14 protein-coding genes are annotated in these 16,025 nt (G+C 32.5%); 13 read left to right on the top strand and 1 reads right to left on the bottom strand.

The genetic code is table 11. The annotated features are described in order from the left end of the window. Window positions 1–207: 207 nt before the first annotated feature. The 13 genes from Ollyesu_RS02465 (at window position 208) to rlmN (ending at window position 14,581) form a co-directional block, all read left to right on the top strand. Window positions 208–1,035 carry a prephenate dehydratase gene (locus tag Ollyesu_RS02465; RefSeq protein WP_279302221.1) on the top strand — a complete coding sequence of 276 codons (828 nt, stop codon included), beginning with the start codon at window positions 208–210 and terminating at the stop codon, window positions 1,033–1,035. Further along, entirely contained in the window at window positions 1,032–2,174 is a 1,143-nt protein-coding gene (locus tag Ollyesu_RS02460) for an aminotransferase class I/II-fold pyridoxal phosphate-dependent enzyme (protein ID WP_279303052.1), read from the top strand. The genes Ollyesu_RS02465 and Ollyesu_RS02460 overlap by 4 nt, the downstream gene beginning before the upstream one ends. Next, the gene (locus tag Ollyesu_RS02455) at window positions 2,171–3,025 is read left to right on the top strand and encodes a prephenate dehydrogenase (RefSeq protein WP_279302220.1); all 855 of its coding nucleotides are present in this window, start codon (window positions 2,171–2,173) and stop codon (window positions 3,023–3,025) included. Before Ollyesu_RS02460 ends, Ollyesu_RS02455 begins: the two co-directional genes overlap by 4 nt. A gap of 122 nt (window positions 3,026–3,147) precedes the next feature. Continuing rightward, the gene (locus Ollyesu_RS02450; RefSeq protein WP_279302219.1) at window positions 3,148–4,230 is read left to right on the top strand and encodes a bifunctional 3-deoxy-7-phosphoheptulonate synthase/chorismate mutase type II; all 1,083 of its coding nucleotides are present in this window, start codon (window positions 3,148–3,150) and stop codon (window positions 4,228–4,230) included. 133 nt (window positions 4,231–4,363) lie between these two features. Next, entirely contained in the window at window positions 4,364–4,993 is a 630-nt protein-coding gene (locus tag Ollyesu_RS02445) for a carboxypeptidase-like regulatory domain-containing protein (protein WP_279302218.1), read from the top strand. Between the two features lie 45 nt (window positions 4,994–5,038). Next, the gene (gene rsgA / locus Ollyesu_RS02440; protein ID WP_279302217.1) at window positions 5,039–5,989 is read left to right on the top strand and encodes a ribosome small subunit-dependent GTPase A; all 951 of its coding nucleotides are present in this window, start codon (window positions 5,039–5,041) and stop codon (window positions 5,987–5,989) included. Continuing rightward, entirely contained in the window at window positions 5,990–6,442 is a 453-nt protein-coding gene (gene dtd / locus Ollyesu_RS02435) for a D-aminoacyl-tRNA deacylase (protein WP_279302216.1), read from the top strand. 70 nt (window positions 6,443–6,512) lie between these two features. Beyond that, window positions 6,513–8,417 carry a DUF3857 domain-containing protein gene (locus Ollyesu_RS02430; protein ID WP_279302215.1) on the top strand — a complete coding sequence of 635 codons (1,905 nt, stop codon included), beginning with the start codon at window positions 6,513–6,515 and terminating at the stop codon, window positions 8,415–8,417. Between the two features lie 4 nt (window positions 8,418–8,421). Beyond that, window positions 8,422–10,470 carry a DUF3857 domain-containing protein gene (locus Ollyesu_RS02425; protein WP_279302214.1) on the top strand — a complete coding sequence of 683 codons (2,049 nt, stop codon included), beginning with the start codon at window positions 8,422–8,424 and terminating at the stop codon, window positions 10,468–10,470. Window positions 10,471–10,473: 3 nt separating this feature from the next. Beyond that, a complete protein-coding gene (locus Ollyesu_RS02420; protein WP_279302213.1) occupies window positions 10,474–10,800 on the top strand; it encodes a nucleotide pyrophosphohydrolase in 327 nt (108 codons plus the stop codon). A gap of 40 nt (window positions 10,801–10,840) precedes the next feature. Beyond that, window positions 10,841–12,076, top strand: coding sequence for a 3-phosphoshikimate 1-carboxyvinyltransferase (locus Ollyesu_RS02415; protein ID WP_279302212.1), 1,236 nt, complete (start codon window positions 10,841–10,843; stop codon window positions 12,074–12,076). Window positions 12,077–12,161: 85 nt separating this feature from the next. Further along, on the top strand, window positions 12,162–13,211 hold the full coding sequence (gene queA / locus Ollyesu_RS02410; protein ID WP_279302211.1) for a tRNA preQ1(34) S-adenosylmethionine ribosyltransferase-isomerase QueA: 1,050 nt from the start codon (window positions 12,162–12,164) through the stop codon (window positions 13,209–13,211). A gap of 329 nt (window positions 13,212–13,540) precedes the next feature. Continuing rightward, window positions 13,541–14,581, top strand: a complete 1,041-nt coding sequence (gene rlmN, locus Ollyesu_RS02405; protein WP_279302210.1) for a 23S rRNA (adenine(2503)-C(2))-methyltransferase RlmN — start codon at window positions 13,541–13,543, stop codon at window positions 14,579–14,581. Between the two features lie 75 nt (window positions 14,582–14,656). On the opposite strand, the gene Ollyesu_RS02400 is transcribed toward rlmN, so the two are convergent. After that, window positions 14,657–16,000: a T9SS type A sorting domain-containing protein gene (locus Ollyesu_RS02400; RefSeq protein WP_279302209.1), complete on the bottom strand. Its 1,344-nt coding sequence runs from the start codon at window positions 15,998–16,000 to the stop codon at window positions 14,657–14,659. Window positions 16,001–16,025 lie beyond the last annotated feature (25 nt).

Below are 16,025 nucleotides of genomic sequence, written 5' to 3'. Positions count from 1 at the left end.
ACTTAGTATTTTGATTTGTCAATTTATTATTTACTTTAGCATCAGTATTTCAAACATGAGCAAAATAAACACAGCATATTATAACTGGTACTATTTCTTTTTTAACAAAAAGAACGAGACGTTATGTATGTAATTTAACAGGATATGTATTTAAAAAGTCTCGATAATTATCGAGACTTTTTTTTATAAAAATTTTAAAGCAAACCATTGATAACATCAGTAGCCATACAAGGTATTAAAGGGTCGTTTCACCACATTGTGTCTCAACATTATTTTGAGACAGACATAAAGGTGTTTCCGTTTTTGTCCTTTGACCAAACCATAGACAGTGTCTTGTCTAAACAATCTGACGCAGCAATTGTGGCTATAGAAAACTCGATAGCAGGTTCTATCATACCCAATTATGCACTAATTGATAACAATAATTTACATATCGTCGGAGAGTATTATTTAGATATTCAGCACAATTTAATGGCGTTGCCAAATCAGAGTATAAAAGATATTAAAGAAGTCTACTCACATCCTATGGCGTTGTTACAATGCAAAGATTTTTTTAAGCAATATCCATACATCAAATTAATTGAAGATAAAGATACTGCTGAGGTTGCAGAACGTATCAAAAACAACCAGTTACCAAACGTAGCAGCAATTGCTAGTACATTAGCAGCAGAGATTTTTGAGCTGACTATTTTAGCGGAAAGCATACAAACCATTAAACATAACGAGACACGTTTTGTTGTTGTTAAACAAAAAAATTCTGAAATACCAGAACAGGACATTAACAAAGCTTCAATAAAATTTGAATTAGACCATAAAAGAGGAAGCTTAGCCACCATATTAAATGTAATGAGTGACTGTAAGCTAAATCTAACTAAGATACAATCCTTGCCAATTATTGAAACTCCTTGGAAATACGCTTTTTTTGTAGATGTCACGTTTAAGAATTATCAGGATTTTAAAAAAGCGAAATCTATTATGGATATTATGGCAACCCATTTTAAAGTGATTGGAGAATATAAAAATGCTAAACTATAATGGAGGTAGCAGACAGATTACATAGCGTACAAGAATATTACTTTTCTAAAAAGTTAAAAGAAGTCTATGCTTTACAAGCAGCAGGTAAACCTATAATTAACTTAGGGATAGGTAGTCCAGATTTGCAACCACCAAGTCAGGTGGTTAAAGCACTAACTGAGAGTATAACACATCCTACAGCACATAAATACCAAAGCTATCAAGGCTTACCAGAGTTGCGTCAAGCAATTGCAGATTTTTATAAAGAACACTATTACACACACATCAATCCTGATGCAGAGGTGTTACCTTTAATGGGAAGTAAGGAAGGTATCATGCATATATCTTTAGCTTTTTTAAATCAAGGAGATGGTGTGTTAATTCCAAATCCTGGCTACCCAACCTATGCAGCAGTCACTAAATTAGTGCAAGCTAATCCTATAACTTATAATTTAGATAGTAGTAATAATTGGTTGCCAAATATAGCAGAGCTTGAACAACAAGATTTAAGCAAGGTCAAACTTATGTGGATTAGTTATCCGCATATGCCAACAGGTGCCAAAGCGACAAGATCAGATTTTGAGCAGTTGGTTGCATTTGCTAAAAAGCACGATATATTATTGGTTAATGATAATCCGTATAGCTTTATTTTAAATGAAACGCCTTTAAGTATTTTAAGCGTAAAAGGAGCTAAAGAGGTTTGTTTAGAGCTTAATTCGTTAAGCAAAACTTTTAACATGGCAGGTTGGCGAGTAGGAATGGTTTTAGGAAGTAGTCAACATATTCAAGCCATTTTAAAAGTGAAAAGTAACATGGATTCTGGAATGTTTTACGGAATTCAAAAAGGTGCTATTGAAGCTTTAAAATGTTCTAAACTATGGTATTCTAGCCTTAATAGTATTTATGAAAAAAGAAGACAACTGGTTTGGCAATTAGCCACGAAACTAAATTGTACATTTAGTAAAGAAGCATCAGGATTATTTGTGTGGGCAAAAGTGCCTGAAGGAGAGACTTCAGAAGCTTTTATAGATGCATTATTAATAGAAAAAAGTGTGTTTATAACACCAGGAATTATATTTGGAACACAAGGTGAAGGTTATGTAAGGTTTTCATTATGTGCATCCGAAGAAGATATTGAAGAAGCAATAGCAAGAGTATGATACAAAATATATACATCATAGGTGTTGGATTAATTGGTGGCAGTTTAGCTTTAGACATTAAGCATAAACGTCAAGGCGTTAAAGTTTTTGGTATAGACCAATCTGAAGACCATTTAAATCAAGCTTTAGAGTTAGGTGTCATTGATGAAAAAGCGACATTAGACGATTTAGATCAAGCAGATTTAGTGATATTAGCAATTCCTGTGGATGCTTCAGTACAATTGTTACCTAAAATTTTAGACACTATTACAGACTTTGCTTTAGTAGCAGATGTTGGATCAACCAAAGCAGATATATGCAAAGCGGTAGAGAATCATCCAAAACGTCGTAATTTTTTAGCAATGCATCCTATTGCTGGAACCGAGTTTTCTGGACCAAAAGCAGCAATCAAAGATTTGTTTCAGTATAAAACAAATATTATTTGCGAAGTAGAAAAAACAGCATTCAAATTGCAGGAAAAAGCAGTTAATCTGTTTAACGATTTGGGTATGCGTATGCGTTACATGAATCCAGAATCTCATGACAAGCATATTGCATATGTATCGCATTTATCACACATTAGTGCATTTATGCTAGGAAAAACAGTCATCGAAAAAGAAAAAAACGAACGTGATATTTTTGATATGGCTGGTTCGGGTTTTGAGAGTACAGTAAGGTTAGCAAAAAGTAGTCCAGCGATGTGGACTCCTATTTTTAAACAAAATAAAGCCAATGTAGTAGATACTTTAGAAGATTATATTGCCAATTTAACTCATTTTAAAACGCTTATAGAAAACGACGATTTTGAAGGCGTTTATAACGAAATGAAAGACACTAATTACATTAAACAAATATTAAACGGAATACAATAACAAAAAAAAGAAAAGAGAATACAAAGCAAAGAATATGATGAGGGGTAACATCAAATAAGAATTGAAACTTTAACAAGTCTTGATTCTATACTCTTGGTTCTTTTTTCTAAAAATTAAAAATTATGGAAAACAAAAAAGAAATGAGAAACTGGTTGGATGATATGAAGTTGGACCATCCATTGGTAATTGCAGGACCATGTAGTGCAGAGACTGAAGAACAAGTATTAAAAATTGCTCACGAGCTTAAAGATACAGACGTTAGTTATTACAGAGCTGGAATATGGAAACCACGTACCAGACCAGGAAATTTTGAAGGTGTTGGTGCTTTAGGTTTAAAATGGCTTAAAAAAGTAAAAGAAGAAACAGGTATGAAAACCTGTACGGAAGTAGCAAATACTGCACATGTTAAGTTAGCATTAGAAAACGATGTGGATTTACTTTGGATAGGAGCACGCTCAACGGTTAGTCCGTTTATTATGCAAGAGTTGGCAGATGCATTAGCAGGAACAGATAAAATTGTTCTAGTTAAAAACCCAGTTAATCCAGATTTAGCATTATGGTTAGGTGGTATAGAGCGTTTATATACTGCTGGAATTAAAAACCTAGGAGCTATCCACAGAGGATTTTCTACTTACGAAAAATCTAAATACAGAAACATACCAGAGTGGCAATTAGCAATCGAGTTTCAAAACAGATTTCCAGACTTACCTTTAATAAATGATCCATCTCACATTACAGGTAAACGCGATATGGTATTTGATGTATCACAAACTGCATTAGACTTAAACTTTGATGGATTAATGATTGAGACACATACAGATCCAGACAATGCATGGAGTGATGCTGCGCAACAAGTGACACCTACAACTTTAATCCAAATGATGAAGGATTTAAAGATTAGAAAAGAAACAGATCCTGAAGCAGAATACAATAACGAGTTGGCTAATCTAAGAGCGCAAATAGATGTGGTAGATAATCAAGTTATCGAGTTATTAGGAAAACGTATGAAGGTTGCAGACGGAATTGGCGCACTAAAAAAGCAAAAAAACGTAGCAGTTTTACAAAGCAAACGTTGGAACGAGATTTTAGGCAAAATGGTTTTAGAAGGTGAGCAAAAAGGGTTGAGTGAAGAGTTTATTTTAAAACTGTTTAAAGCTATTCACCAAGAGTCGATTAACCACCAAGAGAAAATTATAAAAAGTTAATATAAAAAAGCCACTTTAAAAAAGTGGCTTTTTTTATGCTTTCACTCAGTCAAAAGTAGCATTCACTCAGTATTGGTTTTATGCTCTGTTTTAGTTGTTTAGTTTTGGGTTATAACCATAAAAACTAAAAATAATGAAACATCAACTACTTATTGTATTGATATTACTGTTGTCAATTCAAGTAAAAGCACAATCTAAAATCACAGGAAACGTCTCAGATGAATTAGGTGTGCTAAGTGAAGCAAATATTATCATTAAAGGCACAAAAAAAGGAACCGTAAGTGACTTAAATGGGGATTTTGAAATAGAAGTAAAACCAAATGATACCCTTGCAATTTCTTATTTAGGATTTGGTACTAAAGAAATAAAAGTAGAAAATCAAAAGACTATTGATGTCTTGCTTGAATTTGATAACCATTTAGATGAGGTAGAAATAATTGGGTATGGATTATGTAGAAAAATTTGTTGTGGTGCGTATAGCGTTGCAGTATCTACTATAATCTATGAATCAAAGATTAAATATTCTACTGTTTACCCAAACCCGTCATCTTCAGGGGTTTTCAATATTAAACTACTTAAAGATTATAAAACTGTACAAATTCAGGTAACTAATTTAGCTGGTCAAATACTGATGTCGAATTCCTTTCAAAATGTAAATAAAAAATTGAGTTTGGATTTATCAACATTCAATTCAGGAATTTATATTATCAATATTATTGCAGATAATCAAGTATTACCAGCTAAAAAAGCAATTAGAGGTTAAGTTATTTTAATTTAAATATTGTTATTTTGTAGCTTATTTAAATTAATGACAGGACGCGTTTATAAATCTACAGGAAGCTGGTACACCGTAAAGACCGAATTAGGTCAAACTTACGAGTGCAGAATAAAAGGAAAATTTAGACTAAAAGATATTAAAAGCACCAATCCTATTGCTGTTGGCGATTTTGTCGAGTTTGAACTAGACACCAAATCAGATCAAGAAACTGGTGTGATTAATAAAATTCATGACAGACAAAATTACATTGTCCGCAAGTCTGTAAATCTGTCTAAACAAACTCATATCATTGCGTCTAATATAGACCAAGTATTTCTGTTAGTTACTATAGATAATCCGCCAACGTTTACCAGTTTTATAGATCGGTTTTTAGTAACTGCAGAAGCCTATGACATAAAAGCGATTTTATTATTCAATAAAATTGATACTTATAGTCAAGAGATGCTGGATGAAGTTAGGTATTTAGCACACATTTATCGTCAAATAGGTTATGAGTGTATTGGTATTTCTGCAATAACAGGAAAAAATATTGATAAAGTAAAATCGGTAATGGAAGGTAAAGTAAGCATGTTTACTGGACATTCTGGTGTTGGAAAATCAACTTTAGTTAATGCGATAGAGCCAAGTTTAGATTTAAAAACTAAAGAAATTTCTATGCAGCATATGCAAGGACAACATACTACAACATTTGCTGAGATGTTTGACTTAAGTTTTGATGCAAAGATTATAGATACACCAGGAATAAAAGGATTTGGTGTAGTAGATATGGAAAAAGAAGAAATAAGCGATTATTTTCCAGAGTTTTTTAAGCTAAAACAAGATTGTAAATTTAACAATTGCTTACATATAGAAGAGCCTAAATGTGCAGTTAAAGAAGCACTAGAAAATGATGAGGTAGCTGCTTCAAGATACAGAAGCTATGTGCAAATTATTGAAGGAGACGAAGAGCATTACAGAACAGATAACTGGAATCAAGAGTAAATGAAAGCAGTTATCCAAAGAGTATCAAAAGCTAGTGTAACTATTGATCAAAAAGTAGTCGCTAATATCAAAAACGGGTTATTAGTTTTATTAGGGATTGTTGAAGAGGACACCACAGAAGATATTAATTGGCTAGTCAATAAAATAACTAATTGTCGCATTTTTAATGATGACAATGAAGTGATGAATAAGTCGTTATTAGATATTAACGGAGACGTTATTGTAGTAAGTCAATTTACGTTACATGCAAGTACAAAAAAAGGAAACAGACCTAGTTACATAAAAGCTGCCAAACCCAATGTGGCTATCCCATTGTACAATCAATTTGTATCGCAGTTTGAAACCACTTTAGATAAACCAATACAAACAGGAAAATTTGGTGCAGATATGAAAGTGGAGTTGTTAAATGATGGACCTGTAACCATTATAATAGATTCTAAAAATAAAGAGTAAATAACAATAATTAAAGAAACACTTTTTACTTTTCCTACAATTTTTATATATTAGATTTTAATTAAATTTAATGTCAATAAAAATACTTTTAAAAAGTATCATTCTTATACTTTTTCTATCGCCAAACCTACTTGCTCAGGACAATTTTCAATCCATCTTAATTGATTCAGATTTAAAAGACAATGCTAATGCTGTTATAAGATCGAGCAAAATAGATGTCATAATAGAAGCTAAAGACCAATTAATTTTTAAAGAAAAACGAGTGGTTACTGTTTTTAATGAGTCTGGTCAAAGACACATAGGAGCAGTAGTATATTATGATGATTCAAAATCCATAAAAACACTTGAAGCAATTGTTTACAATGCTTTTGGAAAAGAAATAAAAACCTACAAAAAAAGAGATTTTTTAGACGTTAGTGTAGCTGATGGCTTCTCTATTTTTAATGATAACAGAGCTAAGTATCTAGACCATACACCAAATTCTTATCCTTATACTGTTGTTTTTAATTTAGAAACCATATCTACAAATACAGCTTTTATTCCACAATGGTACCCTATAGATAATTATTATGTAAGTGTAGAAGATGCTTCATACCATATTCAAAATCTAACAGACATAGAATTAGTTTATAAGGCTAATAATTTAGAAGAATACAATATTAAAGACCCTACAGATTTTCAATTTAAAGCTCATAATTTAAAAGCTATAAAAAGAGAAGCTTACAGTCCGTCTTTCCCAAATTTTGCACCATCTGTAAAATTTGCACTTAAGCAATTTAATATGTTAGGTGTAGAAGGAGAGAATGCCGACTGGAATACTTTTGGTAAATGGATGAGTGATAAACTAATTGATGGTACCCAAGCACTTCCAGAAACTGTAAAAACAGAGATTAAAGCATTAACTAGTGACGCTAAAACAGACTTAGAAAAGGCAAAAATTATCTATAATTTTATGCAAAACAAAACACGTTATATAAGCGTACAAGTCGGAATTGGTGGTTGGAAGCCAATGTTAGCAAGTGATGTAGATAGATTAGGATATGGAGACTGTAAAGGGTTGTCTAATTATACCAAAGCGTTATTAGATGAGGTTGGTGTAAAGTCTTACTATACTATTGTATATGGAGGTTCTGATATAAAGAATATTGATGCAACTTTCTCTTCATTACAAGGTAATCATGCTATTTTGACTATTCCAGATAATGAAAACTATATCACACTAGAATGTACTAATCAAACCACACCTTTTGGTTATAATGCTAATTTCACGGATGATAGAGACGTGCTAATTGTAACACCAACTGGTGGAGAAATTGTTCACACCAAAATATACACCAAAGAAGAAAATACCCAAAACAGTGAAGCCACAATACATTTAAACGCTTCAGGAGGCTTTACCGCTCAATTAAATATCAAATCGAAAGGCACGCAATATGGCAAGTACAGTAGATTTGAAACTCAAACAGAAAAAGAAAACAAGCTATACTACAAAGACTATTTTTCTGATATAAATAGTCTTAAAATCAATAATATGAGCTTTGTTAATGACAAAGAGGAAATTGTTTTTGAAGAACAATTAAAATTGCAGTCAGACAGATATGCGACTAAAGCAGGTAAGAGACTGTTATTTCAGCCAAATGTGTTTAATAAATTCACTAAAGCACCACCAAGATATCCTAATAGAAAATTACCATTTGAAATTGATAGAGGATTTATTGATATAGACCAATACAAAATCATACTTCCAGACAACGTTAAGGTAGAAGCACTACAAGACGATGTAGTTATTAAAAACAAATTTGGAGAATACCACTTTTTGATAAAAAAAATAGACGACAACACTTTAGAGTTTTACCGAAAAATAATAATCAATAAAGGACAGTTTTTAAAAGAAGACTATATAGATTTTAGAAAATTTAGACTAGATGTAGTTAAACATGACAAGTCAAAAATCGTATTACAAATAACCAATTAATTTTATGAAAAAATCACTATTACTACTATCACTATTACTTATTACTATTGTTTCCAATGCTCAAGATTTTAAGTTTGGAAAGGTTAGTAAGAAAGAATTAGAAGAAAAAGTACATCCAGAAAGCCCAGAGGTTAACGCAGTTGTTTTATTCAAAAAACAACGCACAACGTTTCCTTTTTATCAAAAAGAAGGCTTTACGCAAGAAATTAATGTACACGAACGTATAAAAATTTACAATAAAGAAGGTTATGATTGGGCAACTAAAAGAATAAAATTGTACAACGAAAATAACTCTAAACGAGAAAAGATAACAAACCTAAAAGGTTACACTTATACTTTAGTTAACGGTAAGATTCAAAAATTTAAACTTGATAAAGACAAGGTGTATGATGAGGATACTAATAAATACTGGAAAAGAGCTACGTTTACTATGCCATCATTAGCAGAAGGATGCATTGTAGAGTTTGAATATACTATAAAATCGCCTTTTTTATCAATAGATGATGTAGTGTTACAATATGATATACCTATCAATATTTTAGAAGTTGAGATTGTAACACCAGAGTATTTTAATTACAATAAAGTGGTCAATCCAAGATCTTCATTTATACCTAATATTAGCGAGTCTAAAAAAAACAGAACAGAAGAGATATCCTCAAGGAATAGAGGTTCAAATAGCACACAAAATTCAGGAAGCTTAACAGGAGGTGGAACTAAGAATACTAAATATATTAATACTTCTAAATTTTCTTTTTCTGAAAATATAGTAACAATATTAGAAAATAATGTACCTGCTTTATTAGACGAACCCTTTACAGGTAATATAGATAACTACAGAGCAACAGTAGCTTTTGAGTATGCTTTTTATAAAGGTCCAGATAATAATGTTAAAGATTTTTCAACAACTTGGGATAAGGTGACTGAGACTATATATAAAAGTGATGATTTTGGTGGACAACTAGATAATAAGAGTTATTTCGAAGAAGATGTTGATGCATTGGTATCCAATGCTAAAAGTCATTCAGAAAAAATACAGCTCATTTTTGATCATGTTAAAAATAAAGTTAAATGGAATGATTATGTAGGTTTTACTTCAGAAAATGGTGTTAAAAAGGCATACAATGAAGGCGTAGGTAATGTTGGTGATATAAATTTAATGCTAACAGCAATGTTAAGACATGCTAATATTAATGCTAATCCAGTTTTAATTAGCACAAGAGATAATGGTGTTCCGTTTTTTCCAACACGATCAGGATTTAATTACGTAATCTGTGCAGTAGAACAAGAGGGTAAATTAATGTTATTGGATGCTACACAGCAGTTTTCAAAACCTGATGTATTACCTATTACTGCAATCAATTGGCAAGGACGTTTAATACGTGAAGATGGTAGCTCTACTTGGGTCAACCTTAATCCTAATATTGTGTCAAAAGAGATTGTATTTGCTAATGTAAAATTAAATGAAGACCTATCTGCAGAAGGCAAAGCCAGAAGGGTATTAACTAATTATCAAGCATACAGATACAGAAATAGTAATGCCAATAAATCCAATGATAATTTAGTTCTTAATTTAGAGAATGACAATCCTGGACTTACCGTAAGTAACTTAGAAGTAAAAAATGCTAAACTAGCAACTAAGCCAGTGTCACAATCTTATGATTATATTTTTGAGACTGCAGCCGAAAAAATAGGTGATAACATCTATATTTCTCCATTAATCTTTTTGGGTCAAGAAGAAAATCCATTTACGCAAGAATCCAGAAACTATCCAATAGATTTTATTTGTCCAATATCAGATAAGCATACCATTGTTATTGCAATTCCTGAAGGTTATCAAGTAGAAACTATTCCAGAAAATACTGCTTTGGATTTTAATAGCGGATCTGCCAGCTTTTCATATTTAATTAAACAAACAGGAAATAATATTCAATTAATAGTAAATTTAAACATTAATAACACTATAATTATGCCAGCAGATTATCAAAACTTTAAAAAGTTTTATCAAATGATGGTAGAGAAAAATTCAGAAAAAATAGTGCTTAAAAAAGTTTAAATTATGGACATTAAAAACGCACAACTAGACGTTGATAACTGGATAAAAAACCATGGTGTACGTTATTTTAACGAGCTAACAAATATGGCACAACTTACAGAAGAAGTAGGTGAAGTAGCACGTATTATTGCAAGACGTTATGGTGAGCAAAGCGAGAAAGAATCGGACAAAAACAAAGATTTAGGCGAAGAGTTAGCAGATGTTATGTTTGTTGTGCTATGTTTAGCTAATCAAACAGGAATAGATCTACAAGACGCGTTTGATAAAAAGTTAGATATAAAAACCAAACGCGATCACGACAGACACCAAAACAATCAAAAACTTAAATAACCCTTTATGTCACGTTGAGCGCAGTCGAAACGTCTTTTAAATGAAACTACACCTCCAAAAATCAACCATATATAAACAATCTGCAATCCAAATAACGGGATCTAAAAGCGAGTCCAACAGATTGTTATTACTGCAAGCTTTATTTCCAGAAATAAGCATTAAAAACCTATCCAATAGTGATGATTCTGTGTTAATGGCCAAAGCATTGACATCTACAAGTGATGTTATTGACATTCACCATGCAGGAACCGCAATGCGGTTTTTAACTGCGTTTTTTTCAACACAAGAAGGAAGATCTATTGAGTTAACAGGATCGCAACGCATGAAAGAGCGTCCAATAGCTATTCTAGTTGATGCTTTAAATCAATTAGGTGCAGATATTACCTATAAAGAACACAAAGGGTTTCCACCATTACTAATTAATGGAAAAACACTTACTAAACATAAAGTTACCCTAAAAGCTAATGTGAGTAGCCAATATATTTCGGCATTACTATTAATAGCCTCAAAACTTAAAAATGGTTTAGAATTGACACTAGAAGGTAAAATAACATCTGTGCCTTACATAAAAATGACGCTTAGCTTATTAGAAGACATTGGTGTCAAAACAACATTTGAAAATAATCTTATAACCGTTTTACCTAACAACAAACCATTAAAAGCAAGCAGCCAGCAATTAACAGTAGAGTCTGACTGGTCCTCTGCATCATACTTTTATAGTATAATTGCATTGTCAGAAGTTGGAACACAAATTAAGTTGTCCTCTTACAAAAACAATAGCCTACAAGGTGATTCTGTTTTAGCTGATTTATATAAGTCATTTGATGTATCAACAACTTTTGAAATGGATACGATTTTACTTCAAAAAAACAATAATACATCTCCAAATACTGTAATCAATTTTGATTTAGCAAATGCACCAGATATTGCACAAACTATTGCAGTTACTGCATTTGCTTTAGGTTTAAAGTGTCATTTAACAGGCTTACATACTTTAAAGATTAAAGAAACAGACCGTTTAGTCGCGCTTAAAACCGAAATTGAAAAATTAGGAGGAACAGTAACAATAACAGATAATAGTCTAACTCTTGAAGCCTCAGATAATATAAACCAAAATGTGATTATAGAAACTTACAATGACCACAGAATGGCTATGGCGTTTGCACCATTAGCATTAAAAGTGCCCATTATCATTCAAGATTATAAAGTGGTGTCAAAATCCTACCCAACATTTTGGGACGATTTGGACCAATTAGGGTTTAAATTTTGTATTTAAAAATAATAATTGCCCATTTACTTGACAACGCCTATCTCCAGATTGTATATTTGCAACTTTGTTAATTAAACACGTTTTTATATAAATGAAATTATCACACTTCAATTTTGAATTACCAGAAGAGCTTTTAGCAGAATATCCAGCAGAAAACAGAGACGAGTCTCGTTTAATGGTATTAAACCGCAAAGAGCAAACGATAGAACACAAAATGTTTAAGGACATCATCGATTATTTTGATGAAAAAGATGTGATGATACTAAATAATACTAAAGTATTTCCTGCACGTTTATTTGGTAATAAAGAAAAAACAGGAGCAAGAATAGAAGTGTTTTTATTAAGAGAGCTTAATCAAGAACAACGTCTTTGGGATGTGTTAGTAGATCCAGCGCGTAAAATACGTATTGGTAATAAATTATATTTTGGAGAAGACGAAACTTTAGTTGCAGAAGTTATTGATAACACAACTTCTAGAGGACGTACATTACGTTTTCTATATGATGGCTCTTACCAAGAATTTAGAATTAAATTACAAGAGTTAGGAGAAACACCTTTACCAAAATATATTAAAAGAGAGGTAGAACCAGAAGATGAAGAGCGTTACCAAACTATCTATGCTAAAAACGAAGGTGCAGTTGCAGCACCAACTGCAGGATTACACTTCTCTAAACACCTATTAAAGCGTTTAGAAATTAAAGGTGTAGATTTTGCTGAAGTGACACTTCACGTAGGATTAGGAACTTTTAACCCTGTAGAAGTAGAAGATTTATCAAAACATAAAATGGATAGCGAAGAGCTTAAAATAGAAGCAAAAGCTGTAGAAACCATTAACAAAGCTCAAAAAGAAAAGCGTCGTATATGTGCTGTCGGGACTACAGCAATGCGTGCAATAGAAAGTTCTGTGTCCTCTAGCGGAACGTTAAACGAAGTAGAAGGATGGACTAATAAATTTATTTTCCCACCTTATGACTTTAGTATTGCCAATGCTATGATTACTAACTTCCATACACCAAAATCTACGTTGTTAATGATGGTTTCAGCATTTGCAGGTCACGATTTTATTAAAAAAGCATACGATGAAGCAGTAAAAGAAAAGTACAAATTTTACAGCTATGGTGACGCGATGTTAATTATCTAATAACATTAATATATAGTACTAAGCCTCTTTATAGAGGCTTTTTTTATGGCATTACCCAAGGGTCGCGCTTTACTCATGGAGCATATTTTAAATTAAAGAATTCGTGAATACAAGTATTTTGGTAGTCGCTTTTTTGTGTTGCATATACGCAACAACACTAAAAGAGCTTCGACAAATACCTCAATCGCTAATGTGTTATACTTAGATTTTCAAAGTGCACTAACCGAAGGTTCTGGCTAAAATTATAGTTTTAGTTTAACCATTTTATTAGTAATAGTTTCCCTCCTTTGGAGGGATTAAGGGAGGATTTTTCACTATTTTTGCACCTAATGGACATTAAGAAAAAAGACATACGAGCATTAACCAAAGAGCAACTTAGAGACTTTTTTGAAAAAGAAGGTGACAAAGCTTTTAGAGGCAATCAAGTTTATGAATGGTTGTGGAATAAAGGTGCGCATACTTTTGATGATATGACCAATATCTCTAAAGAGACACGTCAAATGCTAGAGGACAATTTTGTGATAAACCACATTAAAGTAGATGTCATGCAACGTAGTAGTGATGGTACTGTAAAAAATGCGGTACGATTACATGACGATTTAATTGTCGAGTCCGTTTTAATTCCAACCAAAACCAGAACAACAGCTTGTGTGTCTAGTCAAGTGGGTTGTAGTTTAGACTGTAAATTTTGTGCAACAGCACGATTAAAACGCATGCGTAATTTAAATCCAGATGAGATTTACGACCAAGTTGTTGCAATAGATAGAGAAAGCAGACTATATTTTGACAGACCGCTAAGTAATATTGTGTTTATGGGTATGGGAGAACCACTTATGAATTACAATAACGTACTTAAAGCTATAGACAAAATTACCTCACCAGAAGGGTTAGGCATGTCACCAAGACGTATTGTAGTCTCTACTTCAGGCGTACCAAAGATGATTAAAAAAATGGCAGATGATAACGTAAAGTTTAAACTAGCAGTATCGTTGCATTCTGCAATAGATGAGGTTAGAACGTCCATCATGCCATTTAATGCAACATTTCCTTTAGCATCATTGCGAGAAGCATTAGTCTATTGGTACGAAAAAACTAAAAATAGAATAACTTACGAGTATGTTGTTTGGGAAGGTATTAATGACAAACGTAAAGATGTTGATGCTTTAGTGCAGTTTTGCAAATTTGCACCTAGTAAGGTCAATCTTATTGAATATAATCCTATTGACGATGGACAGTTTCAACAAGCTAAATCTGAAGCAATTGATATGTATCAACAAGTGTTAGAAGCTAATAACATTACTGTAACCGTTAGACGTAGTCGAGGAAAAGATATAGATGCAGCTTGTGGACAGTTAGCGAATAAAGGATAAATATTTAAATAATTTAATAAAAAAAGCGACTTTTAAAAAATTTTAGAAGTCGCTTTTTGGTTTTAATAATGTTGGTTACTCTTTAATAAATTTAATGGTTTGTTCTTTATCATTAGACTTAATCTTCATGAAAAAGATACCACTATTTAAGTCGCTAATATTAATAGTATTATCTATTAATTTATCACTATTTAATTGTAATACACGTTGTCCCAATTGATTGTATATCGCAACCGAATCAAAACTTATATCAGTTTTTATACTAATTTCATTTTTGGCAGGATTAGGATAAATACTAAATGTGTTAGCATCAAACTCATCTATAGATAGAGCGGGATCAGCTTCAGTTGTAAAACTATAAATAGCACCTGGAGCACTACCTACACAATTCACACCAGTAACGTACCAATAGTAGGTTGTACTGTAAGCCCAAGTATATACAATACCGTTACCATTAGTTGCTGGATCGATTGTGCCAATATCGTCTCCTGTTGGAGTTGTTCCAAGACTTAAGGTGTAAGAAGTTGCTGGATCACCTGTTGCTGCATCCACCCAAGAAAAAGGTGTTATTAATAAATTAGCTGGATCCGTTGCGTCAATTGGAACATCAATTGCTCCATCAGAAGGAGTAGGTGTTGTTACCGCATCTGGTGCAGCAGTAGCAGTACATGAAGTTGTTGTAAAACTCCATACAGCACTCTCATCAGAACCAAAGCAATTTATAGCATTAACTTTCCAATAATAAGTAGTATTGTAATCCCAAGTATAATTAATTCCATTACCATTAGTTGCACCACTAATTGATCCTATATCGTCTCCTGTTGGAGTTACACCTAAACTTAAAGTATAGCTAGTTGCAGGATCACCAGCTCCATCTACCCATGAAAAAGGAGTAATAAGTAAGTTTGCTGGATCTGTGGCATCTATTGGAATATCAATAGCCATATTTCCTGGAGTTGGTCCGGTTGGAGCACCAGGAGATGAAGTTGCTGTACAGCTACAAGTAGCACTAGTACATTGTATTGTTGTTAAAGTGTTGTCACTAGCTTGAGTAGAACAAAGAGCATCTAAATGCCAATGTATTATTACATCGGTAGTAGTTGCAGTAAACGATACAGACGATGGGCCATGTACTAATACTGTACCACCAAGCATTGGATTTGCCCAGTCAATTTCTGCGATTGTAATATATATACTAGTTGTGTTAGTACCTGTAACTGTATACGTATTTCCTGGTATTAAACCTTCAATTGCTGAATATTCTGCATTTGGCCAGTTATCAATAGCAATTTGTTCTGCACTTCCATCGTTAGCAACAACGAGATTACCGTAGTTACCACCAGTAATAGTAGTACATTGACTATACATCCATGTGGTTGCGGTCAAACAAAAGATAATTAAAAAAGTAATTTTTTTCATATTGAGGGTGGATTAAAATTAATAG

The sequence above is a fragment of the Olleya sp. YS genome (assembly GCF_029760915.1).
Taxonomy (GTDB): domain Bacteria; phylum Bacteroidota; class Bacteroidia; order Flavobacteriales; family Flavobacteriaceae; genus Olleya.
This window is presented reverse-complemented; position numbering and strand designations above follow the sequence as displayed.

Excerpts from the sequence above, each read along its gene's own strand:
- queA (WP_279302211.1), top strand. The coding sequence starts at position 12,162 with ATGAAATTATCACACTTCAATTTTGAATTACCAGAAGAGCTTTTAGCA.
- Ollyesu_RS02445 (WP_279302218.1), top strand. The coding sequence starts at position 4,364 with ATGAAACATCAACTACTTATTGTATTGATATTACTGTTGTCAATTCAA.
- Ollyesu_RS02450 (WP_279302219.1), top strand. The coding sequence starts at position 3,148 with ATGGAAAACAAAAAAGAAATGAGAAACTGGTTGGATGATATGAAGTTG.
- rsgA (WP_279302217.1), top strand. The coding sequence starts at position 5,039 with ATGACAGGACGCGTTTATAAATCTACAGGAAGCTGGTACACCGTAAAG.
- dtd (WP_279302216.1), top strand. The coding sequence starts at position 5,990 with ATGAAAGCAGTTATCCAAAGAGTATCAAAAGCTAGTGTAACTATTGAT.
- Ollyesu_RS02400 (WP_279302209.1), bottom strand. The coding sequence starts at position 16,000 with ATGAAAAAAATTACTTTTTTAATTATCTTTTGTTTGACCGCAACCACA.
- Ollyesu_RS02420 (WP_279302213.1), top strand. The coding sequence starts at position 10,474 with ATGGACATTAAAAACGCACAACTAGACGTTGATAACTGGATAAAAAAC.
- Ollyesu_RS02430 (WP_279302215.1), top strand. The coding sequence starts at position 6,513 with ATGTCAATAAAAATACTTTTAAAAAGTATCATTCTTATACTTTTTCTA.
- Ollyesu_RS02455 (WP_279302220.1), top strand. The coding sequence starts at position 2,171 with ATGATACAAAATATATACATCATAGGTGTTGGATTAATTGGTGGCAGT.
- rlmN (WP_279302210.1), top strand. The coding sequence starts at position 13,541 with ATGGACATTAAGAAAAAAGACATACGAGCATTAACCAAAGAGCAACTT.
- Ollyesu_RS02425 (WP_279302214.1), top strand. The coding sequence starts at position 8,422 with ATGAAAAAATCACTATTACTACTATCACTATTACTTATTACTATTGTT.
- Ollyesu_RS02415 (WP_279302212.1), top strand. The coding sequence starts at position 10,841 with ATGAAACTACACCTCCAAAAATCAACCATATATAAACAATCTGCAATC.